We start from the raw sequence: 25,503 nt of genomic DNA on the forward strand, positions 1-25,503 counted from the left end.
CTTTTTATGTCTTCAGGTCGTGTGTTTACTGTATTTGACGCTATGGAGTGCCGTCACTAAGGTCCGCCCCGGATTCCACACAACAACCACATGGAGACGAGGATGACGACAAGACTTTCGAGGGTGAGCTTGCTGACCCTGGCCGCCACGGCCATGGGCGCACAGGCGCAGAGCAACAGCAGCGTGCAGCTGTTCGGCTTGATGGACATCGGCGTGCAGCAGCTCAAGGCCGACGGCGTGGGCAAGCGCTGGCTGGTCAACAGCGATGGCAACACCTCCAGCCGCTTCGGCGTGCGCGGCACCGAGGACCTGGGGGGCGGTCTCAAGGTCGGCTTCTGGCTGGAGTCGGCTGTGGCCGTGGACGACGGCACCAGCGGCGCGACCAGCAGCAACAACAAGGACTCCGTCAGCGGCGGCCTGACCTGGGGCCGCCGCGCGACCGTGCAGGTCTCGGGCGACTGGGGCGAGTTGCGGCTGGGCCGCGACTATGTGCCGTCCTTCGGCAACCTGACGACGTCCATGCATCCCTTCGGTACCAATGGCGTCGGCAGTTCGGGGCTGATGTTCTATCCGGCGCCCGCCAACGGCACGACGGCACGCACCAATGTGCGGGCCTCCAATTCCATCGGCTATTTCCTGCCCGCGGGTCTGGGCGGTGTCTATGCCCATGTGATGCTGGCCCTGGGCGAGCAGGGCGACGGCCCGACGCACAAGGACGGCCGGTTGCAGGGCATCCGCATCGGCTGGCGCAACGAGGCCTTCAACGCCTCGGTGGCGACCTCGAAGACGCGCTATGCGACGGGTGACTACACGCAGAGCAATGTCGGCATGGCCTGGCAGATCGGGCCGGTCAAGCTGATGGGCCTGTGGGGCGAGAACAAGGTCGGCACCACGAAGACGACGGCGCGCATGGTCGGCACGCAGTGGCAGGTGAGCCCGCAGGGCGAGCTCCGCTTTGCCTACACGACCTTGAGCGCCAAGAGCGTGGCCAGCGACGCGACGCATATCGCCCTCGGCTATGTGCATGATCTGTCCAAGCGCACGGCGCTCTATGGCAACGTCGCCCGCATCGACAACAAGGGCACCGGCGTGCGCTTCAATGTGGGCGTGGCGACGACGGTGCCCGGTGGCAACAGCAGCGGCGTCGAGTTCGGCGTTCGCCACAGCTTCTAAGCAGGAAGACAGCGAGATGAGGACGATGACGATGAAGCGGCTGGGCGCATGGATGGCGCTGGCGGCGGGCCTCTCTCCCGCCGCGGCTTTCGACACCGCGGCCGAGACCCCGCCCGTGGCGACGGCCTGCCCGCACAACGTCGGTGAGGGCACCACCTGCCTGGCCGGGCGGGACGGTGCCGGCGCCTTCTATCTGATCGCCATGCCCAAGGCCTGGAACGGCGATCTGGTGCTGCATGCTCACGGCGGGCCATTTCTCGGCGCGCCGACGGCCAAGCGCGTTGTCGAGGACCTGGAGCGCTGGTCCGTCATGCCCCGCCTGGGTTATGCCTGGGCGGCGTCGAGCTACCGCCAGGGCGGCGTCGCGGTGACCGCCGCGGCGGAAGACACCGAGAGGCTGCGGCAACTCTTCATCGCCAAGGTGGCCAAGCCCAGGCATGTCTGGCTGCACGGCCAGTCCTGGGGCGCGAGCGTCGCGGCCAAGGGAGCGGAGCTGTTCACCGAAGGCAAGCCGTACGCCGCCGTGCTGCTGACGGCCGGTGTGCTCGGCGGCGGCACGCGCAGCTACGACTTCCGGCTTGATCTGCGCGTCGTCTACCAATACCTCTGCCACAACCATCCGCTGCCCAGCGAGCCTCAATACCCGCTGAACACGGGTCTGCCTGCCGATGCGAAGCTGACGCAGGCTGAGCTGGCGCGGCGGGTCGACGACTGCCTGGGCAAGCCGGCCGAACGCACGCCGGAGCAGGCAGCCAAGGTCAAGACGCTTGTCGACGTGATCCGCATTCCGGAGCGCAGCATCCAGTCCCATCTGAACTGGGCGACCTGGCATTTCCAGGACGTTGTGCTCAAGCGCACCGGCGGCGTCAGCCCCTTCGGCAATGTCGGCGTTGCCTACACGGGCTCGGCGGATGACGTCGCACTGAACGCGGGCGTGCTGCGCTACGCGGCCGATCCCCAGGCGGTGGCCACGTTGGCGGCAGACGCGGACCTGAGCGGGCGCATCCCCGTGCCGGTGCTGACGGTGCATGCCATCCACGACCCCACGGCCATGGTCGAGCTGCAGGAGAGCTTTGGCCGCGCCATGGCGACGGTCGGTCGTGATGCGGCGCTGGTGCAGACCTACACCGGCGACCGCGATCACAGCTATCTCAGCGATCCAACCTATGCGGCTTTGATGGAGGCGCTGTCGACGTGGGCAACGCAGGGGAAGAAGCCCACGCCAGACGGCATTGCGGCGGGCTGCGAGAAGGCGAGGGCGGTGCTGGGGTCGACCTGCCGGTTCGAGCCGGGCTATGTGCCCAAGCCGCTCGACACCCGCGTGCCATCACGGGCAAAGCCATAAAAGAACAAGGCCCGCAATGCGGGCCTTGTTGATTCAGCGAAGCTTCGAACTATCGAAGCGTCTAATTAGTCTTCCGACTTGAACACCAGCTTGACTTCGTGCGTCTGGGCGGCGCCCGTGCCTTCGAACTTCCACTGGCTCAGGGCTTCCGTGGCAGCGCGGTCGAAGACGCGCTTGGGTTCGGCTTCGACGATCGCGACATCCGAAACCTTGCCGTCACCGGCGATGGTCATCTTGGCGCGCACGCTGCCGGCGCTGATGTTCTTCTTCACGGCCTCGCTGGGGTACTCGGGGGCAACCTTCTTCAGGACCTTGGCATCGGCATGGGCCAGGGAAGCAGCGGCGACGAGGGCGAGGGCGACAGCGGAACGGGCAAACATCAGTAGCGTCTTTCGGTCTGGTTGATTGGGGGCGAAACGAAGCGGCTTGTGACCGCGTTGCAGCACGCATTCTGGCCAGTCGGGCCCCCACAGGTAAGGGGTATGGCCGTGCAGAAGTCACGCACCGATGACCGGGTTAGCCCGTAGAGGCGGCTGGCGCCAACTCCTTCACGCCGATCCAATGAAAAAGCCCTCGCGAGAGGGCTTGTTTCGGGGATCGGCGCGTCGCTCAGACCGGCGCGTCGCCGTTCTCGTCCTTCTTGATGCGCACCGCGGCACGCTTTTTCGGCGCGGCCGCTGCCGGCACCATTTCGACGACCGGTGCGGCCGGTGCCGCGGCGTCTTCTTCCTTGATGACGCGGGTGTAGGGCGCCAGCATGGTCACGAGCTGGGCGTAGATCTTGGGGTTGCCGGCCACCACTTCGCGCTGGTGCAGGAAGTCGGCTTCACCCGTGAAGTTGCCCACCAGGCCACCGGCCTCGGTGATGATCAGCGAACCGGCCGCCAGGTCCCAGGGCTGCAGGCCGGTCTCGAAGAAGGCGTCGTAGTAGCCTGCGGCGACGTAGCAGAGGTCCAGGGCCGCGGCGCCCGGGCGGCGCAGGCCGGCGCAGTGCTGCATGACTTCCTCGAACATCTTCACGTAGCGCTTGAAGTTGTCACCGCGGCGGAAGGGAAAGCCGGTGCCGATCAGCGCGTCGCTCATGCGGGTGCGCTTGGACACGCGCAGGCGGCGGTCGTTCAGGAAGGCGCCACGGCCCTTGCTGGCGTAGAAAAGGTCGTTGCGGGTCGGGTCGTAGACGACGGCCTGCTGCACGACGCCGCGATGCGCCAGCGCGATGGACACGCAGTACATCGGCAGGCCGTGGATGAAGTTGGTGGTGCCGTCCAGCGGATCGATGATCCAGACGAACTCGGAATGCTTGGCGCCGTGGGTGCGGCCCGACTCTTCGGCGAGGATGCCGTGGTCCGGGTAGGCGCCCAGCAGCGTCTCGATGATCACCCCTTCTGCGGCGTGGTCGACCTCGGTCACGAAGTCGTTCGGGCTCTTAGTGTTGATGCGCAGAGCTTCGAGGTCCAGCGAGGCGCGGTTGATGATGGCGCCAGCCGCACGCGCCGCCTTGATGGCGACATTGAGCATGGGATGGTGAGACGTTTGCAGCATGCGTGGCACTCGCTGGGAAGAAGGGGCTGACGGGAGGAAAGAGCGACGGGCCGCCACGAGGGTGGCCCGGATAATCGCGCGATTCTAGCCGCCTGCTCCGTACAAACCCGTGGAATCCACACGCTTCGTTCTCATCCATACCAGCCACGCCGGCAACGTGGGCGCTACCGCGCGGGCGATGAAGGTGATGGGCTTCAAGGATTTGGTGCTGGTCGCGCCACGCTTTGCCGACGTGCTCTGCCACGAGGAGGCTGTGGCCATGGCCAGCGGCGCGGCCGACATCCTGGCCCGGGCCCGCGTCGTCGACACGCTGGCCGAGGCCTTGGACGGCGTGGACTTCGCCTGCGCCACCGCGATGACGCCGCGCGACTTCGGACCGCCGACGCGCGAGCCGCGCTCGCTCTTCGCCGAACTGGCCACCCGCGAGGCTGCACCGCGCCTGGCCCTGGTGTTCGGTTCCGAGCGCTACGGCATGAGCAACGAGGATGTCTACCGCTGCCACGCGGTGCTGAGCATCCCGACCCACCCGGACTACGGTTCGCTCAACCTCGCCCAGGCCGTGCAGCTGCTGGCCTACGACCTGCGCCAGGCCGTGGGCGGCTTTGGCGTGCAGGCCCGCACGCCCGACCCCGAACTRGCCGATGCCCGCGCCGTGCAGGGCCTGCTCGAGCATTTGCAGGCCGCGCTGACCGACATCGGCTATCTCGACCCTGCCGCGCCACGCAAGCTGATGCCGCGACTCAACCAGCTCTTCAACCGGGCGGGCCTGACGAACGAGGAAATCCACATCCTGCGCGGCATCGCGCGGCAGATGCAGAAGACCTCAGCGTCAGCAGGCCCAAGCCAGGGCTCCTAGACTGCGCGCCATGTTTCAACGCCTGCGCGAAGACATCGCCCTCATCCTGGAACGCGACCCGGCCGCCCGGTCGGCGTGGGAGGTGCTGACCTGTTACCCGGGCCTGCATGCGCTGATGTTCCACCGCCGCGCCCACTGGTTCTGGCAGCGCGGCTTCAAGTGGCTGGGCCGCTGGATCTCGCACTGGGGCCGGTTCTTCACCGGCATCGAGATCCACCCCGGCGCGCGCATCGGTCGCAAGGTCTTCATCGACCACGGCATGGGCATCGTCGTCGGCGAGATGGCCGAGATCGGCGAGGGCTGCACCATCTACCAGGGCGTGACGCTGGGGGGTACGTCACTCGTCAAGGGCGCCAAGCGCCACCCGACGCTGGGCCCCGGCGTCATCGTCGGTGCCAATGCCAGCGTGCTGGGCGGCTTCACGGTGGGGGCCGGTGCGCGCATCGGCTCGGGCGCCGTCGTGACCAAGCCGGTGCCGGCCGGTGCGACGGCCGTCGGCAACCCGGCCCGCATCATCGAGGCCGAGAGCGAGCAGGCCCGCGAGGAGGCGGCCGCCAAGATGGGCTTCTCGGCCTATGGCGTGACCCAGGGCGACGACCCGGTCGCGCTGGCCATGCGCGGCCTCATCGACAGCGCCTCCGGCCACGAGCACCAGATTGCGCTGATCTGGAATGCGGTCTGCAAGCTGTCGACGCAGATGGGCAAGCCGGTGGGCGATTGCGTGCCGGACGACGCCCAGCGCGACGAGGCCTTTGATGCGGCGGAGATGAACCGGCTGGTCAAGTAGGGTCCTTCTGACCCTTAGACTGCGCCCCCATGAAAAATGAGGGAGACGCAGCCATGGAAGAGCCGGAAGTCCATTCGCATCACCACGGCAGCCACAGCGGCCACCGCTGGTTCGACATCACGGCTTCGGTCTGCGCCATGGTGGTGTCCTTCGCGTCCCTGTATCTCGCCATCCATCATGGCCACGTGATGCAGCAGATGGCAGAGGCAAATACGCGCATGGTTACGGCCACCTCCTGGCCGCGGGTCAGTTACTCGACAAGCAATGTCGATGAGCGCGGCCAGCCCTCCCTGATCCGCTTCTCGCTGACGAACAAGGGCATCGGCCCGGCGAGCATCCAGGGCATGGAGGTCCGCTACGACGGCAAGCCGGTGAAGAGCGTTCGCGATCTGCTGAAGGATTGCTGCAGCACCGACGGCAACGCGGCGGGCCTGACCTGGCGCCTGTCGACGGCCAATGGCGAGATCCTGAGGCCGGGCGAGGAAAAGCACTTCCTGCACCTCAACAGGCACGAGGATGCGGCGCTGTGGGCGCGCGTCAACGCGCTGCCGGCCAAGGTCAGCGTCAAGGTCTGCTATTGCTCGGTGTTCGAGGAGTGCTGGGTGGCCGACAGTGCATCCAACAAGGCCACCAAAGTCGCCGCCTGCCCGGTCAACTGGACGCAATACGCCGATTAAGGCGACCGAACAGGCCCAGACCCGCCGCCGCCTTGTGGTCTGGCCGGGTCGGCGTGGATGAGAATCACAGATTCCGGGCCGTGACGGTCCGCCTCCTGTGATCGCCCTGCTGTGCTTCTGAGCGAGTTCCGACTGTGGCTTTCCTCCGGCTGGCGCGTGGCGCTTGGCCTGGCGATGGCCGCATCCTGCCTCGCCACGCAGGCGGCGCCAGCCGCCAAGCGCTGGTCCAGCCTGGCCGACATCAGCTTCCAGCATCTGACCCAGGAGCAGGGCCTGCCCAATGCCATCGCGACGGCCATGGCCGAGGATGGTCAGGGTTTCCTGTGGGTCGGCACGCTCGGCGGCCTGGCGCGCTGGGACGGCTATCACTTCAAGGTCTACAAGGCCGATGCGCAGCGGCCCGGTGCCTTGCCGGACAACTATGTGCAGTCCCTGCATGGCGATGCCAAGGGGCGGCTCTGGGTCGGCACGAGCGCGGCGGGCCTGCTCAGGCATGACCCGGCGACGGACCGTTTCGTCGCCATCCCGGTCGGTGGCGCAGGAGGCCTGAGCCATGTCAGCGTGCGGCAGATCGCCGACGACGGCGCCAGCGGGCTGTGGGTCGTCACCGACGGCGGGTTGGATCACCTGGACCCCGACAGTGGCCGCATCGAGCATGCCAGTGCCGCCGGCGGTTGGGCCGAAGGCGCCGGCGCCCAGGTCTGGTCGGTGCTGCGCGACCGGCGTGGCCAGCTCTGGATCGGCAGCGCCGCGGGCCTGTTCCGCCGCCCCGCCGCGGGCGCGCCGCTGCAAGCCGTGCCGCTGGCCCCCGGCCGTGCGGTGCAGCCCCAGGCCCTGGCCCAGGACAGCGCCGGCCAGATCTGGGTCGGCAGCCTGCACGAAGGCGTCTTCGTGCTCGGGCACGAGGGCGACGCGCCCGCCATCGACGTGCGCGAGGCCGGCGTGCCCGACAAGGACGATCTGCTCTTCAACAACCAGATCGCCAGCCTGCTGGAGGTGCAAGCGGGCGAGATGTGGGTGGCGACGCTGGGGCAGGGCGCCGTGGCCGTCGACATCGAGAGCCGCGACACGCGCCGCATCCGCCATGTGCCGGCCTGGCCCGTCAGCCTGGCGGACAACGCGCTGCGCACCCTCTACCGTGACCGGGCCGGCCTGGTCTGGGTGGCCTCCAACCGCGGCCTGAGCCGCTACGACCCGCGCCAGGGCGGCGTGCTGACGCGCCTGGGTGCCAGCGCCGGGGTCGACGAGGCGCTGGATTCGCGCTTCATCAGCGCCGAGATCAGCTGGATCCTGCCGATGCCCGGCGGCCGGCTGTGGCTGGCCACGCACAAGAGCGGCATCGACATCCTCGACGCGACCGGCGCCCGCACCGGCGCGCTGCGGCCCGACGCCAGCCGGCCCGAAGCCGCGCTGCCGCCGGACATCGTGCTCGGGATGGCGCGCGTGGCGGATGGCGGCGTCTTCATCGCCACCAAGCGCGGCCTGTATCGGACCGATGTCGACGGGCGCCGTCTGCGCCGCGTGAACCTGGCGGGCCGCGACCCTGCCGCCTCCACCTGGGCCCTGCTGGCCGACGGCGACACGCTGTGGATAGGCGGGCAGTTCGATGGCCTGTGGCGGCTGGACCTGGCCAGCGGCCGCGCCGCGCCCGTGGCACCGGCGGCGCCGGGCCTGACCGATCAGCGCATCATGGTGCTGGCGCGCGGTGCGGCCGGCGAACTCTGGGTCGGGACGCGCAACGGCCTCAACCGGCTCGATCCCCTCAGCGGCGCGACCGTGCAATACCCGGCCGGGCCGACGTTGGCCCGCGGCTTGTCGGCGGGTTTCGTCACGGCGCTGATGCTGGACGCCGAGGGGCGGCTCTGGGTGGGCAGCTATGGCGGCGGCATCGATGTGCTGCCGGCACCGGGCCGCGGCGACTCCATCCTGCGCGTCGGCACGGCCCGGGGCCTGCCGGATGGCACCGTCAATGCACTGCTGCAGGACCTGCAGGGCCAGGTCTGGGCCAGCACCGACAACGGGCTGGCACGCATCGACCCCGTTCGCATGACCGCGCATGCGCTGCGGCGTGCCGAAGGCGTCGTCTTCCCGACCTACTGGACCGGGGCGGCGGCGCGCACCGAGCGCGGCGAACTGCTGTTCGGCGGCGCGGGCGGCATGACGGTCGTGCTGCCCGAGAAGCTGCAGACCTGGAACTACCGCCCCCAGGTGCTGGTGGTGGACGTGCAGATCGCCGGCAGTTCGGTGCCGCTCGCGTCGGGCAGCGGCGCGCTGCTGGACGTGCCCGCCGACGGCAACAGCCTGGCGGTCGAGTTCGCGTCCAGCGACTTCTCGGCCCCCGAGCGCAACCGCTATGCCTACAAGCTGGAGGGCTACGACAGCGGCTGGGTGGCGGCGGATGCGGCGCGGCGGCTGGCGGCCTACACGAATCTGCCGCCGGGCGACTACAAGCTGCGCCTGCGCGCCTCCAACCGCGACGGGCAATGGGGCGAACGTGAGCTGGCCCTGCCGGTGACGGTGAGGCCAGCCTGGCATCAGACCTGGTGGTTCCGCGTCGCCTTGGCGCTGACCTTGGGCCTGCTGGTGCTGTTGACCGTGGCGGCGCGCACGCGGCTGCTGCGCCACCGCCAGCTGGAGCTGGAGCACCGGGTGCGCGAGCGCACGGTCGAACTGCGGGCGATGCACCATGCGCTGGAAGAGAAATCGGCGCAGTTGCAGCTGAGCAGCGTGACCGACCCGTTGACGGGCCTGCACAACCGCCGCTTCCTGAGCGAGCACATCGAGCAGGACCTGGCGGCTGGCCTGCGCCGATCCCAGGAGACGCTGGCCGCGGGCGGCCAACCGCTGGACACCGACAACGTCTTCCTGCTGCTCGACATCGACGCCTTCAAGCGCATCAACGACCGGCATGGGCACGCATCGGGTGATGCGGTGCTGGTGCAGTTCGGCGCGCGGCTGCGCTCGGTGCTGCGCGAGTCCGACTATCTGGTGCGCTGGGGCGGCGAGGAGTTTCTGGCCGTTGCGCGCGACACCGACCGCCTGCGTGCCGAGGAACTCGCCGAACGCATGCGCGCCGTCATCACGGCCACGCCTTTTGCACTCGATGACGGCGGTGAGATCGCCGTCAGTTGCTCGATCGGGTTCGCCTGCGTGCCCTTCGAGCTGGAGCGGCCGCAGGCGCGCAGCTGGCAGCAGGTCGTCAATCTGGCCGACCTGGGGCTCTATGCCGCCAAGCGGTCCGGGCGCAATGCCTGGGTGGGCGTGCACACCGCCGTCGGGCGGGGCGCCAGGGGTCAGCGCATCGTCGGCGGCTTCGGCCTCAGCAGCAATCGCAACCTGGACGATGTGGCGGCGGCGCTGGCCGAGCCGGGAACGGTCGAAGGCTAGACGGGGCGCTGCGCGCTCTTGGGCCTGAAGGACTTGCAGACCTCGTCACGGGTCTCGAGGTAGGGCCCGCCGATCAGATCGATGCAATAGGGCACGGCCGCGAAGATGCCGCTGGCCTTCTCGTGGCCGGCCAGCGTTTCGGCAATGGCCTTGGGCTGGCCGGGCAGGTTGATGATCAGCGCCTTGCCGCGGATGACGGCGACCTGGCGCGACAGGATGGCCGTCGGCACGAAGTGCAGCGAGATCTGCCGCATCTGCTCGCCAAAGCCGGGCATCACGCGGTCGGCCACGGCCAGCGTCGCCTCGGGCGTCACGTCGCGCGGCGCGGGGCCGGTGCCGCCGGTCGTCAGCACCAGGTCGCAGTGCTCGGTGTCGACGAGCTCGATCAGCGCCGCGGAAATGCCGGCCTGTTCGTCGGGAATCAGGCGCGGCACGAAGGCGATGGGGTTGTGCAGCGCGCTCGTCAGCCAACCTTGCAGCGCCGGCAGGCCCTTGTCCTCGTAGACGCCGGTCGATGCGCGGTCGCTGATCGACACGATACCGATGCGAACCGGTTCACTCATCTTCGGCCGCGACCTCAGAAGCCTTGATGAACTGGAACAGCTCGCGGAAGGCGCGGCCGCTGCGCTTTTCGGGCTCGTTGGCGGCGTCCTTGCGCGCGGCGCGCACGAGGCTGCGCAGCTGCTGGATGTCGACCTCGGCATGGGCCGCGAGGAATTCCTGCAGCGCGTCGTCACTGGCCAGCAGGCGCTCGCGCCAGCGTTCGGACTGGTGCAGCTTCAGGCTGTCCTGGGCGTGGCCGAGCTTGAACGCCGCCACCGCCTCGCGGATGGGCTCGGGGTCGATCTTGCGCATCAGCTTGCCGATGTACTGCATCTGCCGGCGCTTGCCCTCGAAATTGGTGATCTTCTTGGCGGCGCGCAGCGCGTCGTACAGGATCTCGGGCAGGGCCAGTGGCTCCCAGCGGCTCTCGGGCAGGGCCAGCAATTCGTCGCCCAGCTTCTGCAGCGCGGTCATGTCGCGCTTGAGCTGGGACTTGCTGGGGCCGTCGAAGTCGTCCTCGGCGTCGTGTTCGGGGGTGTTGTCTTGCATCTGTGGACGTGTTCGGGCGAGTCCTATGATTGTCGCCCACTCGAATTCAGCGCTTTTCATGTCCCAAGCCAAAGACGGTTTTGCCTACAGCCCCGAGCAGTTCCAGCAATGGATCGAGGATGCGCTCGGCGAAGCGAAGAAGATCGGCGCGACGGATGCCGGCGCCGAGGTGTCCGAGGGCTGCGGCCTGTCGGTGTCCGCGCGACTCGGCCAATTGGAGAACGTCGAGCGCAACCGCGACAAGTCGCTCGGCATCTCGGTCTATCTCGGCCAGCGCCGCGGCAATGCCAGCACCTCGGACTTCTCTCCCCAGGCCATCCGCGACACGGTGCGTGCGGCCTATGACATCGCCCGCTTCACGGCCGAGGACGAGTTCGCCGGCCTGCCCGATGCGGACGACCTGGCTCTGGACGCGGCGCAGCGGCCCGAGCTGGACCTCTTCCACCCCTGGGCCGTCGACGCCGCCGCTGCGGCCGAGATCGCGTTGCGCTGCGAGGCCGCGGCGCTGGGTGTGGACAAGCGCATCACCAACAGCGAAGGCGCGGCCGTGTCGGCCCAGCAGTCGCATTTCTGGATGGGCAACACGCGCGGCTTTCGTGGCGGCTATGCCAGCTCGCGCCACTCGCTGTCGGTCGCGCCGATTGCCGGCCGCGGTGCGGGCATGCAGCGCGACGCCTGGTACAGCTCCATGCGCGACGCCGCCGACCTGGCCTCGGCCGAGGCGGTGGGCCGTTACGCGTCCGAGCGTGCCCTGTCGCGCCTGAAGGCACGCAAGGTGGCGACGGCCGAGGTGCCGGTGCTGTTCGAGAGCACGGTCGCCATCGGCCTGCTGGGCGCCCTTGTGCAGGCCACCAGTGGCGGTGCGCTCTATCGCCGCACCACCTTCCTGCTCGACAGCCTGGGCAAGCCGGTCACGGCGTCGCACATCGACATCGCCGAGGACCCGCACGTGAAGAAGGGCAAGGGCAGCTCGCCCTTCGACGACGAGGGCGTGATCACACGCGCTCGCTCCGTCGTGGAAGGCGGCGTGCTGCAGGGCTATTTCCTGTCCAGCTACTCGGCCCGCAAGCTGGGCATGAAGACGACCGGCCATGCCGGTGGGTCGCACAACCTGCGCATGACGAGCCGCGCCACGGCGCCCGGCGACGACCTGCCGACGATGATCCGGCGCCTTGGGACCGGTCTGCTCGTCACCGAGCTGATGGGCCAGGGCGTCAACTACGTGACCGGCGACTATTCGCGTGGCGCCAGCGGCTACTGGGTCGAGAACGGCGAGATCGCCTACCCGGTGCATGAAGTGACCATCGCCGGCAACCTCAAGGACATGCTGCTCAACATCGTCGGCATCGGCGCCGACGAGTACACGATGGGCACCAAGACCATCGGTTCGGTGCTCGTCACCGGCATGAAGCTCGCGGGGAACTGACGTGCATCTGACGCGTCAGCGCCTGGGTAAATCCCGGCCGGCTGGCGATGGAGCGATTCCTAGAATCGCCCGGCATATTTCTCTTCGCAAACCCGAAAACAGGAGACTTTAATGACCATGGAACGTCGTTCCTTTGTGCGCCACGCCGGCCTGGCAGGTGTGCTGGCTGCAGGCGCTGCCCCGGCCGTCGTGCACGCCCAGGCGCAGGTGCGCTGGCGCCTCGCGTCGAGCTTCCCGAAGTCGCTGGACACCATCTTCGGCGCGGCCGACGTGTTCGCGAAGAAGGTCTCCGAAATGACCGGCGGCAAGTTCCAGATCTCCGTGCACGCCGGCGGCGAGATCGTGCCGGCCCTGCAGGTGGTTGACGCCGTGCAAGGCGGCACCGTCGAGATCGCCCACACGGCGCCCTACTACTTCTTCGGCAAGGACGAGACCTTCGCGCTGGGCTGCGCCATCCCCTTCGGCCTGAACAGCCGCCAGATGACGGCCTGGATGGTGGAAGGCAACGGCATGAAGCTGATGCGCGAGTTCTACCGCAACTACAACATCGTCAACTTCCTCGGTGGCAATACCGGTGCGCAGATGGGCGGCTGGTATCGCAAGGAGATCAAGAGCGTTGCCGACATGAAGGGCCTGAAGATCCGCATCGGCGGCTTCGCGGGCCGGGTCATGGAGCGCATGGGCGCCGTGCCGCAGCAGATCGCCGGCGGCGAGATCTACTCCGCACTGGAGAAGGGCACCATCGACGCGGCCGAGTGGGTCGGTCCCTACGACGACCTGAAGCTGGGCTTCAACAAGGTCGCGCCCAACTACTACTACCCCGGCTGGTGGGAGGGCGGCCCGCAGCTGGACTTCTTCATCAACACCAAGGCGTATGACGCGCTCTCCAGCGAGTACAAGGCCGTCGTCGAGGCTGCATCCGCGATGGCCCACATCGACATGCAGGCCAAGTACGACGCCAAGAACCCGGGTGCGCTGAAGCAACTGGTGGGCTCGGGCACCAAGCTGTTCCGCTTCCCCAAGGACACGATGGACGCGGCCTTCAAGGAGTCCATGGCCATCTACGCCGAGCTGTCGGCCAAGAACCCGAACTGGAAGAAGGTCTACGAGGACTATTCCAACTTCCGCCGCGACCAGAACCTGTGGTTCCGCTTCTCGGAAGCCGGCTTCGACGACTTCATGCAGGCGCAGAAGCTGTAAATCAGCGAGCCTCAAAACAAAGCCCCGCATCGCGGGGCTTTTTTCTTGGCGCTCCAGGCGCCTACTTCTTCGCCGCTTCCTCCAGCGCGCGGCGCACCGCGTCGCCATCATCCGCTGGTGCGCTGGCCGCCGACGCAGCCGGCTCCGGCGCGAACAGCTTGCTGGCATCGTCGGAGCTCATGTCCGCCGGCTTCTCGTGGCCACCCATCTGCTGCAGCAGCTCCGACGCCTGGTTCAGGTCGACCGCCTTTTCCTTGTCGAGGAAGACCGTCACCGTCTGCGGGAAGAAGATGACGATGGCCACGAGGATGAGCTGCATGAACACCCAGGGGATGGAGCCCATGTAGATGTCGCTGGAGAGGACCTTCTTCGGGATCGAGCCGTTCTTGAACAGCGTGTCCGAGATGCCGCGCAGATAGAACAACGCGAAGCCGAAGGGCGGGTGCATGAAGCTCGTCTGCATGTTCACGCACAGCATGACGCCGAACCAGACCAGGTCGATGCCCATCTTGTCGGCCACAGGCCCCAGCAGCGGCAGGATGATGAAGGCGATCTCGAAGAAGTCGAGGAAGAAGGCCAGGAAGAAGATGAAGAGGTTGACGACGATGAGGAAGCCGATCTGGCCGCCTGGCAGGTCGCTGAGCATGTGCTCGATCCAGCGGCCGCCTTCCACGCCCTGGAACACCAGCGAGAAGGTGCGCGAGCCGATCAGGATGAAGACCACCATGGCCGTGATGCGCATGGTGCCCAGCATGGTCTCCTTGATCAGCGGCCAGTTCAGCCGCTTGTGCAGGCCGGCCAGGATGAAGGCGCCCACCGCGCCCATCGCACCGGCTTCGGTCGGCGTGCAGATGGCGGTGTTGATGCCGGGCAGGCCGCCCATGGAGCCCAGCACCGCAAAGATCAGCACGGCCGACGGGACGATGCCGCGCAGGCACTTCTTCCACAGCGCCCAGCCCTGCAGCGTGCGCGCCTCCTTGGGCACGCCCGGCACGTGGTGGGGCTTCACGCGGCTGAGCACGAAGGTGTAGAGGGCGAAGATCAGCACCTGCAGGATGGACGGGCCCCAGGCGCCCTTGTACATATCGCCCACCGAGCGGCCGAGCTGGTCGGCCAGCACGACGAGCACGAGCGAGGGCGGCACGAGTTGCGTGATCGTGCCCGACGCGGCCAGCACGCCGGTCGCGTAGCGCATGTTGTAGCCGTAGCGCATCATCACCGGCAGCGAGATCATCGCCATCGCGATGACCTGGCCGGCCACGGTGCCGGTGATGGCGCCGAGGATGAAGCCGACGATGATGACCGAGTAGCCCAGGCCACCGCGCACCGGGCCGAAGAGCTGGCCCATGGAGTCGAGCATGTCCTCCGCGAGGCCGCACTTTTCCAGCAGCGAGCCCATCAGCGTGAAGAAGGGGATGGCCAGCAGCAGGTCGTTGGACAGGATGCCGAAGACGTTCTGCGGCAGCGCGCTCATGAACTCCGGCGGGAACCAGCCCTGGCTCACCGCGAAGAAGCCGCAAGCCAGGCCCAGCGCCGCCAGCGAGAACGCGACGGGGAAGCCGATCAGCATGATCACGATCAGCCCCGCGAACATCAGCGGCGGGAAGCTCTCCATCGAGATCATTGCAGGGGCCTCTCGTAATGGATGTCCATGTCGAACTTGTGCGCGAGCCAGGCCACGCGCTTGATGATTTCGGCGCACCCCTGGAGCGCGACGAGGGCGAAGCCCAGCGGCAGCACCATTGCAGCCGGCCACCGGATCAGGCCGCCGGCGTTGCTTGACAGCTCACCCGACGTCAGCAGCTTGGTGGCGTAGCGCATGAAGCCCAGGCTGGCGACGGAATCACCGGGCGCCATGCCGGTGCTGAGCTTGACGTAGAAGAAGCCCCAGGACAGCCAGGCCAGATAGCAGATGACCGGCATCAGGAAGACGACGAGGCCGAACAGGTCGACGTAGACCTTGCCATGGCCCGTGAGCCGGCTGTAGACCAGGTCGACGCGCACATGCTCGTTGAGCCGCAGCACCTGGGCCGCGCCCAGCATCACGCAGGCCGCGAACAGATACCACTGGATCTCGAGGAAGGAGTTGGAGCTGTAGTCGAGGCTGTAGCGGACGACGGCGTTGGCGGCACTGATGAAGCAGGACAGCAAGACGGCCCAGGCGGCAAGCTTGCCGAAGCGGTCGTTGAGGCTGTCGATGCGCCGCGCCAGGGAGAGCAGGGCGTTCATGAGACTGGGCAGGAGAAAAGCGAAGCGGCCGCCAATGTAGCGACCGCTGGAGGGGCGTCGGCTTCTTTGAGCCGTCGTTCAGGGTAAGCCCCGGGTGGGTTCAGCCCAGTTGCTGGGCCTGCAGGAAGAGCCGCGTCGAGCGCGCGCCCGAACGGCAGAAGAGCAGCAGCGGGCGCGGCAGTTCTTCCAGCAGTTGGGCGAAGGCCTCGATCTCCGCGGGCGACTGGTAGCCGCCGGCGACGGGCAGGTGGCGGTACTCCATGCCGGCGGCCTCGGCGGCGGCCTGGATGGCGGCCGACGTCGGCTGGTCGGGGCCGTGTTCGAAGTCCGGCCGGTTGTTGACTACGCTCTTGAAGCCCATGGCCGCGGCTTCAGCCATGGCTTCGGGCGTCAATTGGGGGGCGGCGCAGATGTCGGGGGCGATGGATTGCATGGGCAGGCTCATGGTGCCTCCTTACTTGGCCAGCGCGGCCTTGACCGCGCTGGAGACCGTGCTCATCTCGGCCACGCCGCCGAGTGCGGCCTTGGCAGCTGCCATGACTTTGCCCATGTCGCCGGGGCCGCTGGCACCCAGCTCGGCCACGATGGCGGCCACCTTCTCGGCCACCGCCTCGGCGGACAGGCGCTCGGGCAGATAGACCTGCAGGACGGCCAGCTCGGCGGTTTCCTTGGCGACGAGGTCGTCGCGGCCGGCGGCGGCGAACTGGCTGATCGAGTCCTTGCGCTGCTTGATCAGCTTGTCGACGATGGCGACGAGGGCGGTGTCGTCCACGACGACGCGCTCGTCCACTTCCTTCTGCTTGACGGCAGCCAGCAGGCCACGGATGGTCAGCAGGCGGTCGGCTTCCTTGGCGCGCATCGCGGCCTTCATGTCTTCGGTGATGCGGTCTTTCAGGCTCATGGGGAGATCCGGTTCAAAAAGACAAAAACCCGCAACAGCGTCCTGTGGCGGGTCTTGGAGTTCAACCAGAGCCGAGGCTCCGGATGGCGTCAGAAACGATCAGTACAGCTTCTTGGGCAGCTGCATGCTGCGCACGCGCTTGTAGTGGCGCTTGACGGCCGCAGCCTTCTTGCGCTTGCGCTCGGCGGTGGGCTTCTCGTAGAACTCGCGGGCGCGGAGTTCGGTCAGCAGGCCCAGCTTTTCGATGGTGCGCTTGAAGCGACGCAGGGCGACGTCGAACGGCTCGTTTTCCTTGACGCGGATGGTGGTCATGTATTTCCTTCAGATTGCGCTCGGTATTCGCGGCTGAGATCAGCAGCAGGTTCCGGATTACTGCTTCTCTTCAATCTTCTTCGAGAAGTGCAGCGAATCGACGCGCGGGTTTGCCAGCAAAGCCAAGGATTGTAGCCGGGAAATCAAGGACTTGCCAAGATTTGCTCAGGCCCTGATTGAAGCCTCTCTTGAGGCGGTGGCCATGGCCTCGGCGCAGGCGGCGGCGCTGGCCCAGGCCCACTGGAAGTTGTAGCCCCCCAGCCAGCCGGTCACATCGACCACCTCGCCGATGAAGTACAGGCCCGGCACGCGCTTGCTTTCCAGCGTCTGCGAGCTCAGGTCGCGGGTCGAGACGCCGCCCCGCATGACTTCGGCCTTGCGCCAGCCCTCGTCGCCGCTGGGCATCAATTGCCAGTCATGCACGCTGCGGCCCAGGCGTTGCAGATCGGCGTCGCGGCAGTCCGGCAAGGGGCGGGCCGCGTCCAGGCCGGCGCGCTCCAGCCAGGCCGCTGCAAGGCGCTGGGGCAGCCGGCTGGCGAATTCATTGCCGAGCTGGCGGCGCGAGGTGCTCTTGGCGTCGACGAGGGCCTTGTCCAACTGCAGATCGGGCGCCAGGTTGAGTTGCAGCGCCTGTCCATCGGCGCGATAGCTGGAAATCTGCAGGATGGCCGGGCCGCTGAGGCCTCTATGCGTGAACAGCAGGTCCTCGAGGAAGCGCATGCGGGCCTTGCCGCTGCCGACGCTGACCTCCACCGGCAGCGACAGGCCGGCCAGCGCGGCGAAGGGACTCCAGGCCTCGGCATCGAAGGTCAATGGCACCAGCGCGGGGCGCGGCTCGACGATGGCGTGTTCGAAGCGCTTGGCCAGCCGCAGTCCCCAGTCGCTGGCGCCGATCTTGGGGACCGGGAGGCCACCTGTTGCGACGACGACACGCGGCGCGCTGACGGGACCCTGGCTGGTGTCCAGCTCGAAGCCGCCGTCTGCAAGCCTTCGCACGTCGGCCACCGTGCAGGGTTGCCAGCGGATCACGCCGCCGGCTTCGCATTCCCTGACCAGCATCTGGATGATCTGCTCGGCGGAGTCGTCGCAGAACAACTGGCCCTTGTGCTTTTCATGGAAGGCGATGCCGTGGCTCTGGACGAGCTTGATGAAGTCCTGGGGCGTGTAGCGAGCCAGGGCCGAGCGGCAGAAGGCCGGGTTCTCGGACAGGAAATTGGCCGGGCCGGCTTCGCGATTCGTGAAATTGCACCGCCCGCCACCCGATATACGAATCTTTTCTGCCAGCTTGGGCGAGTGGTCGACCAGCAGCACCTTGAGCCCGCGCTGGCCCGCGAGGGCAGCGCAGAAAAGGCCTGCCGCCCCGGCGCCCACCACCACCGCATCGAATCCCTGCATAGACCTCCCGTGAATGGGGCGGCATTGTCGTAGGTGAGCGCATCGAAACTCGTTAGGATTCAGCTCAGCCGGCAAACGGGTCTTCTAGGGGGGAGGCCCGATTCATGGGGTGGCGCGGTCTTGCTGGCGCTGCTTGGCCCCCACTACAGTCCCCCGACACCCTTGGCATTCGCTACTTTTTGTTGCGAATGTGCGATCGCATCAAAACGATTTCATGGACATGACCGCTGACCAGACCGCGATGCAGCCGCCACCAGGCAGCCTGGCGCATTGGCTGGCGGACCACGGCGAGTTGGGCGGCGAGACGCTCGTTGGCCTGGTGTCCCTGATCGAGCCGCTGGGCAGCCAAGCGGCCATCAAGGCGGTGTCCACCGGTCGCTATGTGTTCGCCACGGCGGGCCTGGCGCAGCTGTTCGAGCGTGAAGCCGTCGTCGGCCACACGGACGCCGAACTGCTCAAGGCCGACGAGACGACGGCCTTGCGTCGCGTCGAGCAGACGGTCATGGCCCAGCGCCATCCGGTGGTCAGCGAGCACAAGCTGGAAATCAACAACCGCCGCCGCGAGTTCAGCGTGACCCGCCTGGCCTTGAGTCAGGATTTCCTGCTTTCGGTCTGGCATGAACGCACCGAGGAGCGCCACCGCGAAGCGCATCTGCAGCGCGCCCTGGCCCAGATCGAGCAGCAGCAGTCCTCCATCGAGCAGATCCGCCGCGAGCTGCAGCAGGGCTCGGGCCGCGACGACGTCTCGGGCCTCTATATGCGCGCCCAGTTCGACGACCAGTTGCTGCGCGAGATCGACCTGTCGTCGCGCGAGCACCGGGAGTTCGCCCTCGTCATCATCGCGTTGGACGCCTCATCGGTCATCACCGGCCTGGGTGACGATGCCCAGCAGCGCCTGCTGGAAGGCATTGGCCGCATGCTGCGCGCCAACACGCGGGCGATGGACTCGGCCTGCCGCATCGGGCCGCAGCGCTTTGCCGTGCTGCTGTCCGGCGTGGGTCTGGCCACGGCCCATGCCCGCATGGAGCAACTGCGCCGGCAGTGCGCGGCCCAGATCGTCGTGCTGAACGGCCAGGACCTGGGCTTGTCCATCTCGATGGGCGTGTCCAGCTTCCCGCACACGGCTTCGCGCCAGGACGAGCTGATGGCCGCCAGCGAAGCCGCTGTGCATGAAGCCCAGCGCCGTGGCGGCAACCAGGTCGTGCTGGCTTCCATCGCCTTCGGCTAGATCTCGCTGAGTCCTTTGTAGAGCATGTAGGCCGCGAGCGCGAACAGCAGCATCGCGAAGACCTTCTTCAGCTGGGCCACGTCCATCGCATGCGCCGCGCGGGCGCCCAGCGGCGCCATCGTCACGCTGGTGGCGGCAATCAACCCCAGCGCCGGCAGATAGAGATAGCCCACCGTGCCGGGCAAGGCCGGCGTCAGCCCCCAGCCACCGATGACATAGCCCAGCGTGTTGGCGACTGCGATCGGGAAGCCCAGCGCGGCGCTGGTCGCGACGGCGAGGTGCACCGGCACATTGCACCAGACCATGAAGGGCACGCTGACAAAGCCGCCTCCGGCGCCCACCATGCCCGACAGCAGGCCGATGCCCGCGCCGGCGCCGAACTGGCCCGCCGTGCCGGGCATCTGGCGGCTGGGCGCCGGGCGCCTGTTGCGCAGCATCTGCCAGCCCGAAAAACTGACGAAGGCCGCGAAGAGCAGGGCCAGCCAGGCGCCCTTGAGAAGGGCGAACAGACCTGCTCCCGCCAGCAGGCCACCGATCAGGATGCCGGGCGCCAGGCCCTTGACCAGATCCCAGCGCACCGCGCCGCGTTGGTGGTGGGCGCGCACGCTGGACAGCGACGTGAACATGATGGTGGCCATCGACGTGGCAATGGCCATCTTCACCGCCAGGCTCGGCTCGACGCCGCGCCCACTCAGGATGAAGGTCAGGATGGGCACCATCAGCATGCCGCCGCCGATGCCGAGCAGGCCCGCGAGAAAGCCGGCCGCCAGCCCGAGAGCGAGCAGCTCCGCGACGAGGGTGACCGTCATTTGACGTGCAGTCGCTTCAGCACCGCCTGCCATTCGGCCGGCGTGACCGGCGTGATCGACAAGCGGCTGCCGCGTTCCAGCACCCGCATGGTCGCGAGCTCGGGCGCCTCGCGCATTTCCTTCAGGCTCAGCAGCCGCGTCGTCTCGCGCCAGCGCACGTCGACATGCACCCAGCGCGGCGCTTCGGGCTTGGACTTGGCGTCGTAGTAGTGGCTGCTGGCATCGAACTGCGTCGCGTCGGGATAGGCCGCGCTGCTGACTTCGGCGAGGCCGGCGATGCCGGGCTCGGGGCAGGACGAGTGATAGAAGAGCACGCCATCGCCGAGCTGCATGTCATCGCGCATGAAGTTGCGCGCCTGGTAGTTGCGCACACCCGTCCAGGGCAGGGTGCCGGCGCGCTGCAGATCGAGGATGGAAGCCTCGTCGGGCTCCGACTTCATCAGCCAGTAGTTCATGCGCTGATGCTAACGGCGAGCCGCTGGGAAGAAGGTGTCCACCGCAATCCTGGGGGCCGAGATCCTGAACACCCAGGGGTAATCAGGTGGGCGAGGTCAACCGGACTTCGGGTTCATCTGACGCGAGACGATCACGCCCGTCCGGCATTTTCCAAGCCCTTGCTCATAGAGCATCGGATGAAGGAAATAAAGCCCCGGGGAAAGCGATGGACGGGGTGAATTCTACGACTCAGAGCAGTTGCCCATCGTGTCCGAGTGCTTCATCCAGGCGCTTGACGAGGGCATCGAGCTCGGGCGTTGACATTGGCGTTTCGCGCGAGGTGTCGGCGAGCTGATAAGCGAGGTTCAAGGCCGCCAGCACGGCGATGCGCTCGCGCGCCTTGACCTTGCCGGCGTCGCGGATGGCACTCATCTCGCGATCCACCTGGGCCACGGCCGAGGTCAGGGCGGCCTCGCCGCCTTCGGGGCAGCCGAGCAGATAGCTCTGGCCCATGATGGTTACTTCCATCTGCTTCATGCGTCTTCCTTGGGCGTCTCGACGGGCAGGCGCTCCAGCAGCGCGTCCACGCGGGCGCGCGCCGCGTTCAGGCGCGAGCGCAGGCTGTCGCGCTCCTGAGTCAGGGCCGCCACCTGCTCGAGCAGCAGGGTGTTGGTGCGGGTCAACTCGTCGTGGCGCAACAGCAGGCGTTCGACGCGTTCAAGGAGATCGCTGAGTTGGGCCATGGCGTGTGAGGGTTCAGGCAGCGGCGGATTTTAGGTTCCGACCGTAGTCACATTCGTTGACGACGGCGCAAACATTGCACAGCGGCTTGCGCGCCTGGCAGATGTAGCGGCCGTGCAGGATCAGCCAGTGATGGGCGTCGACGAGATAGTCCGTCGGCACGCGTTCCAGCAGGCCGAGCTCGACGGCCAGCGGCGTCTTGCCGGGCGCCAGGCCCGTGCGGTTGCTGACGCGGAAGATGTGGGTGTCGACGGCCATCGTCGGCTCGCCGAAGGCGACGTTGAGCACGACATTGGCCGTCTTGCGGCCGACGCCGGGCAGGGCTTCCAGTTCGGCGCGCGAGCGCGGCACCTCGCCGCCATGCAGATCGATCAGCCTCTGGCAGGTCTGCAGCAGATGCTTGGCCTTGCTGCGGTACAGGCCGATGGTCTTGATGTAGCTCTCCAGGCCTGCGGTGCCCAGCGCCAGGATCCGGGCCGGCGTGTTGGCGACGGCGAAGAGGCGTTTTGTCGCCTTGTTGACGCCGACGTCGGTGGCCTGGGCGGACAGCAGCACGGCGGTCAGCAGTTCGAAGACGCTGGAGAACTCCAGCTCGGTCTGCGGAGCCGGATTGGCGGCCTTCAGGGTAGCGAAGAAGCGTTTGACTTGCGCAGCGTTCATGCCGCGATTGTCATGTCCGTTTAGCTCTCGCACGGGCAAGGGCGGCTTCGATGGCGGCGCGCTTGCGGTCGAGTTGGGCAGGGTCGGTGATTGCCGACGCTGCCGGGAGATCCGCCAGCTTGGCTTGAGCCTTCTCGGCCAGGCGTGCTTCGTTCTCTTCGGCCTCACGATGGCGGCGGAACTGGCGGAAGGCGTAACGCTCGCGGGCCTCGCTGGCCTGGGGCGGGCTCCAGGCCGCCCATCCCGTCGTGGCCGTCACCTCGGGCATGGAGATGCAGTCCACCGGGCAGGCCGGCACGCAGAGCTCACAGCCCGTGCACTGGGCGGTGACGACGACATGCATGGCCTTGGGGGCGCCGACGATGCAATCCGCCGGGCAGACCTTGATGCACAGCGTGCAGCCTATGCACCAGGCTTCGTCGATGACGGCGACGCCGCGCGTGGCTTCGATGCCGTTGGCGGGATTCAGGGCCAGGGCAGGGCGGCCGGTGATTTCGGAAAGCCTGACCACGCCTTCGGCTCCGCCGGGCGGGCATTGGTTGATCTCGGCCTCACCCGCGGCAATGGCATCGGCGTAGCGGCGGCAGTCCGGGTAGCCGCAGCGCGTGCATTGGGTCTGCGGCAGTGCGGCGTCGATCAGCTCGGCGAGCTTCACGCCTTGCGTGTTCGCTTGGCGGCCGGCTTGGCTGCGGTCTTGGCCACGGTGACCTTGGCGGTCTTCTTCAGCGGCGCAGCCTCGTACTTGGCGATGAAGTCGCGCACCTCGGGGTAGACCTTCTCGCGCCAGCGGCGGCCCGAGAAGATGCCGTAGTGACCCGCGCCGATGGCGTCGTAGTGGAACTGGTGGGCCTTGGGCACGCCGGAGCAGATGTCGTGCGCCGCCTTGGTCTGGCCGGCGCCGGAAATGTCGTCCAGCTCGCCTTCGACGGTGAACAGTGCCGTGGTCGTGATGTCCTGCGGGCGCACGAAGTGGCCGTCGACCTCCCAGGTGCCGTTGACCAGCGCGAAGTCCTGGAACACCGTCTTGATGGTGTCGAGGTAGTACTCGGCAGGCATGTCCAGCACGGCGTTGTACTCGTCGTAGAACTTGCGGTGGGCTTCAGCGCTGTCATCGTCGCCGCGCACCAGGTCCAGGAAGTAGTCGTAGTGCGAGGACAGGTGGCGGTCCGGGTTCATCGCAACGAAGCCGGTGTGCTGCAGGAAGCCGGGGTAGACCTCGCGGCCGGCGCCGGGAAAGTTGGTCGGCACGCGGTAGATGACGTTGTTCTCGAACCAGCTGTAGCTGCGGTTCATGGCCAGGTTGTTGACGGCCGTCGGGCTCTTGCGGGCGTCGATGGGGCCGCCCATCATGGTCATGCTGCGCGGCGTGGGCTCGCCGGCGCTGGCCATCAGCGAGATGGCGGCCAGCACGGGCACGGTGGGCTGGCAGACGGACATCACATGGCAGTCGGCACCGCCGACGTGGCCGATGAACTCACGCACATAGGCGATGTAGTCGTCCAGATGGAAGGGGCCGACTTCCAGCGGCACCATGCGGGCGTCGGTCCAGTCGGTGATGTAGACCTTGTGGTCCTTCAGCAGCTGCTTGACGGTCTCGCGCAGCAGCGTGCTGTGGTGGCCCGACAGCGGCGCCACGACCAGGACGGTGGGCTGGTCCTTCATCTTGGACAGCACCTTCAGATCGTCCGTGTAGCGCTTGAAGCGCAGCAGGCGGCAGAAGGGCTTCTCCAGCGCCACCAGCTCCTGCACCGCCACGTCGACACCATCGACCTCGACCGACTTGATGTCGAACTCGGGCTTCTCGTAGTCCTTGGCCAGACGGTGCATCAGGTCCAGGCCGGCCGACAGGCGCTGCGCCATCGGCGTGTGCGCAAACGGCGACAGTGGATGGCTGTAAAGCTTGGCCGACGCGGCTGCGAATTCCGAGAAGGGACTCATCAGCGCGCGCTGGGTTTCGAAGAACTGATACAGCATGGCAAACCTTGAACTAGGGGGCCTGGGATGCCCCGATGGTGCCAGAAAACGCTTTCGGCCTTGTGCGCTGCAACATTCGATTGCCGGTCAAACCGCCAATCCTGCGCACTTCAAAGGTGCATTCAGCCCTTGATGACGGCCGCCATCGCACTGGCGACAGTGGGCAAATTGCCCTCGTTCAGTGCGGCGACGCAGATGCGGCCCGAGTCCACGCCATAGACACCGAACTCATCGCGCAGCCGCTGCATCTGGGCGGCGGTGAGGCCCGAATAGCTGAACATGCCCAGCTGTTCGGTGACGAAGGAGAGGTCCTGGGTCACACCGGCAGCCTTCAGCGCCGCCACCAGTGCACCGCGCATCGCCTTGATGCGCACGCGCATGCCGGCCAGTTCCTCCTCCCACAGGCCGCGCAGCTTGTCGTCGGACAGCACCTGGGCGACGACCTGAGCACCATGGGTGGGCGGATTGGAATAGTTGGTGCGGATCATGATCTTCAGCTGCGACAGCACGCGCACGGCTTCCTCGTCGCTGCTGCAGACGACGCTCAGCGCACCGCAGCGCTCGCCGTACAGCGAGAAGCTCTTGGAGAAACTGGTCGACACGAAGAAGCCCACGCCGGCCGCCATGAACTGGCGCACGGCCTCGCCGTCTTCCTTCAGGCCGAAACCGAAGCCCTGGTAGGCCATGTCCAGGAAGGGCGTCAGGCCCTTGGCCTTGACGGCGGTGACGACCTGGGCCCATTGGGCGGCGGTGATGTCATAGCCGGTCGGGTTGTGGCAGCAGGCGTGCAGCACCACGACGGTGCCGGCGGGCGCGGCATTCAGCGCGGCCAGCATGCCGTCGAAGTTCACGCCCTTGTTGGTGGCGTCGTAATAGGGGTAGGTTTCGACCGTGAAGCCGGCCTGGGTGAACAGCGCGCGGTGGTTCTCCCAGCTCGGGTCAGAGATCAGCACCTTGGCGCCGGGGTTGAGCTGCTTCAGGAAGTCGGCACCGATCTTCAGCGCGCCGGTGCCGCCGATGGCCTGCACGGTGGCAACCTTCTTCAGCTCAGCGCCGAAGACCAACTTCTGCACGGCCTTGTCATAGGCAGCGATGCCGTCGATGGGCAGGTAGCCGCGCGGCTTGGGGGCGGCGGCCATGGCGGCTTCGGCCTCGCGAACGCATTTCAGCAGCGGGAGCTTGCCGTTCTCGTCGTAATAGACGCCGACGCCGAGGTTGACCCTGCCCGGGCGGGTGTCGGCATTGAACTGCTCGTTCAGGCCGAGGATGGGATCACGAGGGGCAAGGGCGACATCGGCGAACAAAGACATGACGGCATTCCTGAAAGGACGTTG

General features: G+C 67.3%; 27 protein-coding genes. 9 read left to right on the forward strand and 18 right to left on the reverse strand.

Annotated features, from left to right (window positions below; all coding sequences use genetic code 11):
• Nucleotides 1-102 precede the first annotated feature (102 nt).
• Nucleotides 103-1,173 carry a porin gene (locus AC1DW3_RS19765; protein ID WP_477934058.1) on the forward strand — a complete coding sequence of 357 codons (1,071 nt, stop codon included), beginning with the start codon at nt 103-105 and terminating at the stop codon, nt 1,171-1,173.
• 52 nt (nt 1,174-1,225) lie between these two features.
• On the forward strand, nt 1,226-2,518 hold the full coding sequence (locus AC1DW3_RS19770; RefSeq protein ID WP_477934222.1) for a hypothetical protein: 1,293 nt from the start codon (nt 1,226-1,228) through the stop codon (nt 2,516-2,518).
• A 65-nt stretch (nt 2,519-2,583) separates the two neighbouring features.
• Here the strand turns inward: AC1DW3_RS19770 and AC1DW3_RS19775 are convergent, their stop codons facing one another.
• Together AC1DW3_RS19775 and AC1DW3_RS19780 are read right to left on the reverse strand one after the other, a co-directional pair.
• Nucleotides 2,584-2,898, reverse strand: a complete 315-nt coding sequence (locus tag AC1DW3_RS19775) for an energy transducer TonB (RefSeq protein WP_477934060.1) — start codon at nt 2,896-2,898, stop codon at nt 2,584-2,586.
• Nucleotides 2,899-3,127: 229 nt separating this feature from the next.
• Entirely contained in the window at nt 3,128-4,060 is a 933-nt protein-coding gene (locus tag AC1DW3_RS19780) for an inositol monophosphatase family protein (protein ID WP_477934062.1), read from the reverse strand.
• Nucleotides 4,061-4,169: 109 nt separating this feature from the next.
• Between AC1DW3_RS19780 and AC1DW3_RS19785 the strand changes: the two genes are divergently transcribed.
• From AC1DW3_RS19785 to AC1DW3_RS19800, 4 genes are all read left to right on the forward strand, one after another.
• Entirely contained in the window at nt 4,170-4,916 is a 747-nt protein-coding gene (locus AC1DW3_RS19785) for an RNA methyltransferase (RefSeq protein WP_477934064.1), read from the forward strand.
• A 10-nt stretch (nt 4,917-4,926) separates the two neighbouring features.
• Nucleotides 4,927-5,703: a serine O-acetyltransferase gene (cysE, locus tag AC1DW3_RS19790; protein ID WP_477934066.1), complete on the forward strand. Its 777-nt coding sequence runs from the start codon at nt 4,927-4,929 to the stop codon at nt 5,701-5,703.
• 53 nt (nt 5,704-5,756) lie between these two features.
• Nucleotides 5,757-6,380, forward strand: coding sequence for a hypothetical protein (locus AC1DW3_RS19795; protein ID WP_477934068.1), 624 nt, complete (start codon nt 5,757-5,759; stop codon nt 6,378-6,380).
• Between the two features lie 174 nt (nt 6,381-6,554).
• Nucleotides 6,555-9,767, forward strand: coding sequence for a two-component regulator propeller domain-containing protein (locus tag AC1DW3_RS19800; RefSeq protein WP_477934070.1), 3,213 nt, complete (start codon nt 6,555-6,557; stop codon nt 9,765-9,767).
• On the opposite strand, the gene mog is transcribed toward AC1DW3_RS19800, so the two are convergent.
• A complete protein-coding gene (gene mog / locus AC1DW3_RS19805; protein ID WP_477934072.1) occupies nt 9,764-10,330 on the reverse strand; it encodes a molybdopterin adenylyltransferase in 567 nt (188 codons plus the stop codon). The two genes, AC1DW3_RS19800 and mog, sit on opposite strands and share 4 nt — an antisense overlap.
• Entirely contained in the window at nt 10,323-10,859 is a 537-nt protein-coding gene (yjgA, locus tag AC1DW3_RS19810) for a ribosome biogenesis factor YjgA (protein WP_477934074.1), read from the reverse strand. The genes mog and yjgA overlap by 8 nt, the downstream gene beginning before the upstream one ends.
• A gap of 58 nt (nt 10,860-10,917) precedes the next feature.
• On the opposite strand from yjgA, the gene pmbA reads away from it, so the two are divergent.
• Together pmbA and AC1DW3_RS19820 are read left to right on the forward strand one after the other, a co-directional pair.
• Entirely contained in the window at nt 10,918-12,285 is a 1,368-nt protein-coding gene (gene pmbA / locus AC1DW3_RS19815; RefSeq protein WP_477934076.1) for a metalloprotease PmbA, read from the forward strand.
• Between the two features lie 117 nt (nt 12,286-12,402).
• Entirely contained in the window at nt 12,403-13,485 is a 1,083-nt protein-coding gene (locus AC1DW3_RS19820; protein WP_477934078.1) for a TRAP transporter substrate-binding protein, read from the forward strand.
• Nucleotides 13,486-13,546: 61 nt separating this feature from the next.
• Here AC1DW3_RS19820 and AC1DW3_RS19825 read toward each other — a convergent pair whose 3' ends face one another.
• The 6 genes from AC1DW3_RS19825 to AC1DW3_RS19850 form a co-directional block, all read right to left on the reverse strand.
• Nucleotides 13,547-15,106 (reverse strand): TRAP transporter large permease, encoded by a 1,560-nt coding sequence (locus tag AC1DW3_RS19825; RefSeq protein WP_477934224.1) that lies wholly within the window; start codon nt 15,104-15,106, stop codon nt 13,547-13,549.
• Nucleotides 15,106-15,714 (reverse strand): TRAP transporter small permease subunit, encoded by a 609-nt coding sequence (locus AC1DW3_RS19830; RefSeq protein ID WP_477934080.1) that lies wholly within the window; start codon nt 15,712-15,714, stop codon nt 15,106-15,108. The genes AC1DW3_RS19825 and AC1DW3_RS19830 overlap by 1 nt, the downstream gene beginning before the upstream one ends.
• Before the next feature lie 100 nt (nt 15,715-15,814).
• Nucleotides 15,815-16,159, reverse strand: coding sequence for a TIGR01244 family sulfur transferase (locus tag AC1DW3_RS19835; protein ID WP_477934082.1), 345 nt, complete (start codon nt 16,157-16,159; stop codon nt 15,815-15,817).
• Between the two features lie 9 nt (nt 16,160-16,168).
• Nucleotides 16,169-16,615, reverse strand: a complete 447-nt coding sequence (locus AC1DW3_RS19840; protein ID WP_477934084.1) for a GatB/YqeY domain-containing protein — start codon at nt 16,613-16,615, stop codon at nt 16,169-16,171.
• 99 nt (nt 16,616-16,714) lie between these two features.
• Nucleotides 16,715-16,927, reverse strand: coding sequence for a 30S ribosomal protein S21 (gene rpsU / locus AC1DW3_RS19845; RefSeq protein WP_012346814.1), 213 nt, complete (start codon nt 16,925-16,927; stop codon nt 16,715-16,717).
• 165 nt (nt 16,928-17,092) lie between these two features.
• On the reverse strand, nt 17,093-18,322 hold the full coding sequence (locus AC1DW3_RS19850; protein WP_477934088.1) for a BaiN/RdsA family NAD(P)/FAD-dependent oxidoreductase: 1,230 nt from the start codon (nt 18,320-18,322) through the stop codon (nt 17,093-17,095).
• A gap of 214 nt (nt 18,323-18,536) precedes the next feature.
• On the opposite strand from AC1DW3_RS19850, the gene AC1DW3_RS19855 reads away from it, so the two are divergent.
• Nucleotides 18,537-19,550, forward strand: coding sequence for a GGDEF domain-containing protein (locus AC1DW3_RS19855; protein ID WP_477934090.1), 1,014 nt, complete (start codon nt 18,537-18,539; stop codon nt 19,548-19,550).
• Here AC1DW3_RS19855 and AC1DW3_RS19860 read toward each other — a convergent pair.
• The 8 genes from AC1DW3_RS19860 to AC1DW3_RS19895 form a co-directional block, all read right to left on the reverse strand.
• The gene (locus AC1DW3_RS19860) at nt 19,547-20,359 is read right to left on the reverse strand and encodes a sulfite exporter TauE/SafE family protein (RefSeq protein ID WP_477934092.1); all 813 of its coding nucleotides are present in this window, start codon (nt 20,357-20,359) and stop codon (nt 19,547-19,549) included. The genes AC1DW3_RS19855 and AC1DW3_RS19860 overlap by 4 nt on opposite strands.
• Complete coding sequence (locus tag AC1DW3_RS19865) at nt 20,356-20,814, reverse strand: EVE domain-containing protein (protein WP_477934094.1); 459 nt, start codon at nt 20,812-20,814, stop codon at nt 20,356-20,358. The genes AC1DW3_RS19860 and AC1DW3_RS19865 overlap by 4 nt, the downstream gene beginning before the upstream one ends.
• 229 nt (nt 20,815-21,043) lie before the next feature.
• Nucleotides 21,044-21,331 carry a cell division protein ZapA gene (locus tag AC1DW3_RS19870; RefSeq protein WP_477934096.1) on the reverse strand — a complete coding sequence of 96 codons (288 nt, stop codon included), beginning with the start codon at nt 21,329-21,331 and terminating at the stop codon, nt 21,044-21,046.
• Nucleotides 21,328-21,537: a DUF904 domain-containing protein gene (locus AC1DW3_RS19875; protein ID WP_477934098.1), complete on the reverse strand. Its 210-nt coding sequence runs from the start codon at nt 21,535-21,537 to the stop codon at nt 21,328-21,330. The genes AC1DW3_RS19870 and AC1DW3_RS19875 overlap by 4 nt, the downstream gene beginning before the upstream one ends.
• A 13-nt stretch (nt 21,538-21,550) precedes the next feature.
• Nucleotides 21,551-22,195, reverse strand: coding sequence for an endonuclease III (gene nth / locus AC1DW3_RS19880; protein WP_477934100.1), 645 nt, complete (start codon nt 22,193-22,195; stop codon nt 21,551-21,553).
• Between the two features lie 10 nt (nt 22,196-22,205).
• A complete protein-coding gene (gene rsxB, locus AC1DW3_RS19885; RefSeq protein ID WP_477934102.1) occupies nt 22,206-22,850 on the reverse strand; it encodes an electron transport complex subunit RsxB in 645 nt (214 codons plus the stop codon).
• Nucleotides 22,847-24,169, reverse strand: coding sequence for a polyhydroxyalkanoate depolymerase (locus tag AC1DW3_RS19890; RefSeq protein WP_477934104.1), 1,323 nt, complete (start codon nt 24,167-24,169; stop codon nt 22,847-22,849). Before AC1DW3_RS19890 ends, rsxB begins: the two co-directional genes overlap by 4 nt.
• 122 nt (nt 24,170-24,291) lie before the next feature.
• Nucleotides 24,292-25,479 carry an amino acid aminotransferase gene (locus AC1DW3_RS19895; protein ID WP_477934106.1) on the reverse strand — a complete coding sequence of 396 codons (1,188 nt, stop codon included), beginning with the start codon at nt 25,477-25,479 and terminating at the stop codon, nt 24,292-24,294.
• Nucleotides 25,480-25,503 lie beyond the last annotated feature (24 nt).

This window comes from Roseateles sp. P2_H4 (assembly GCF_056403315.1).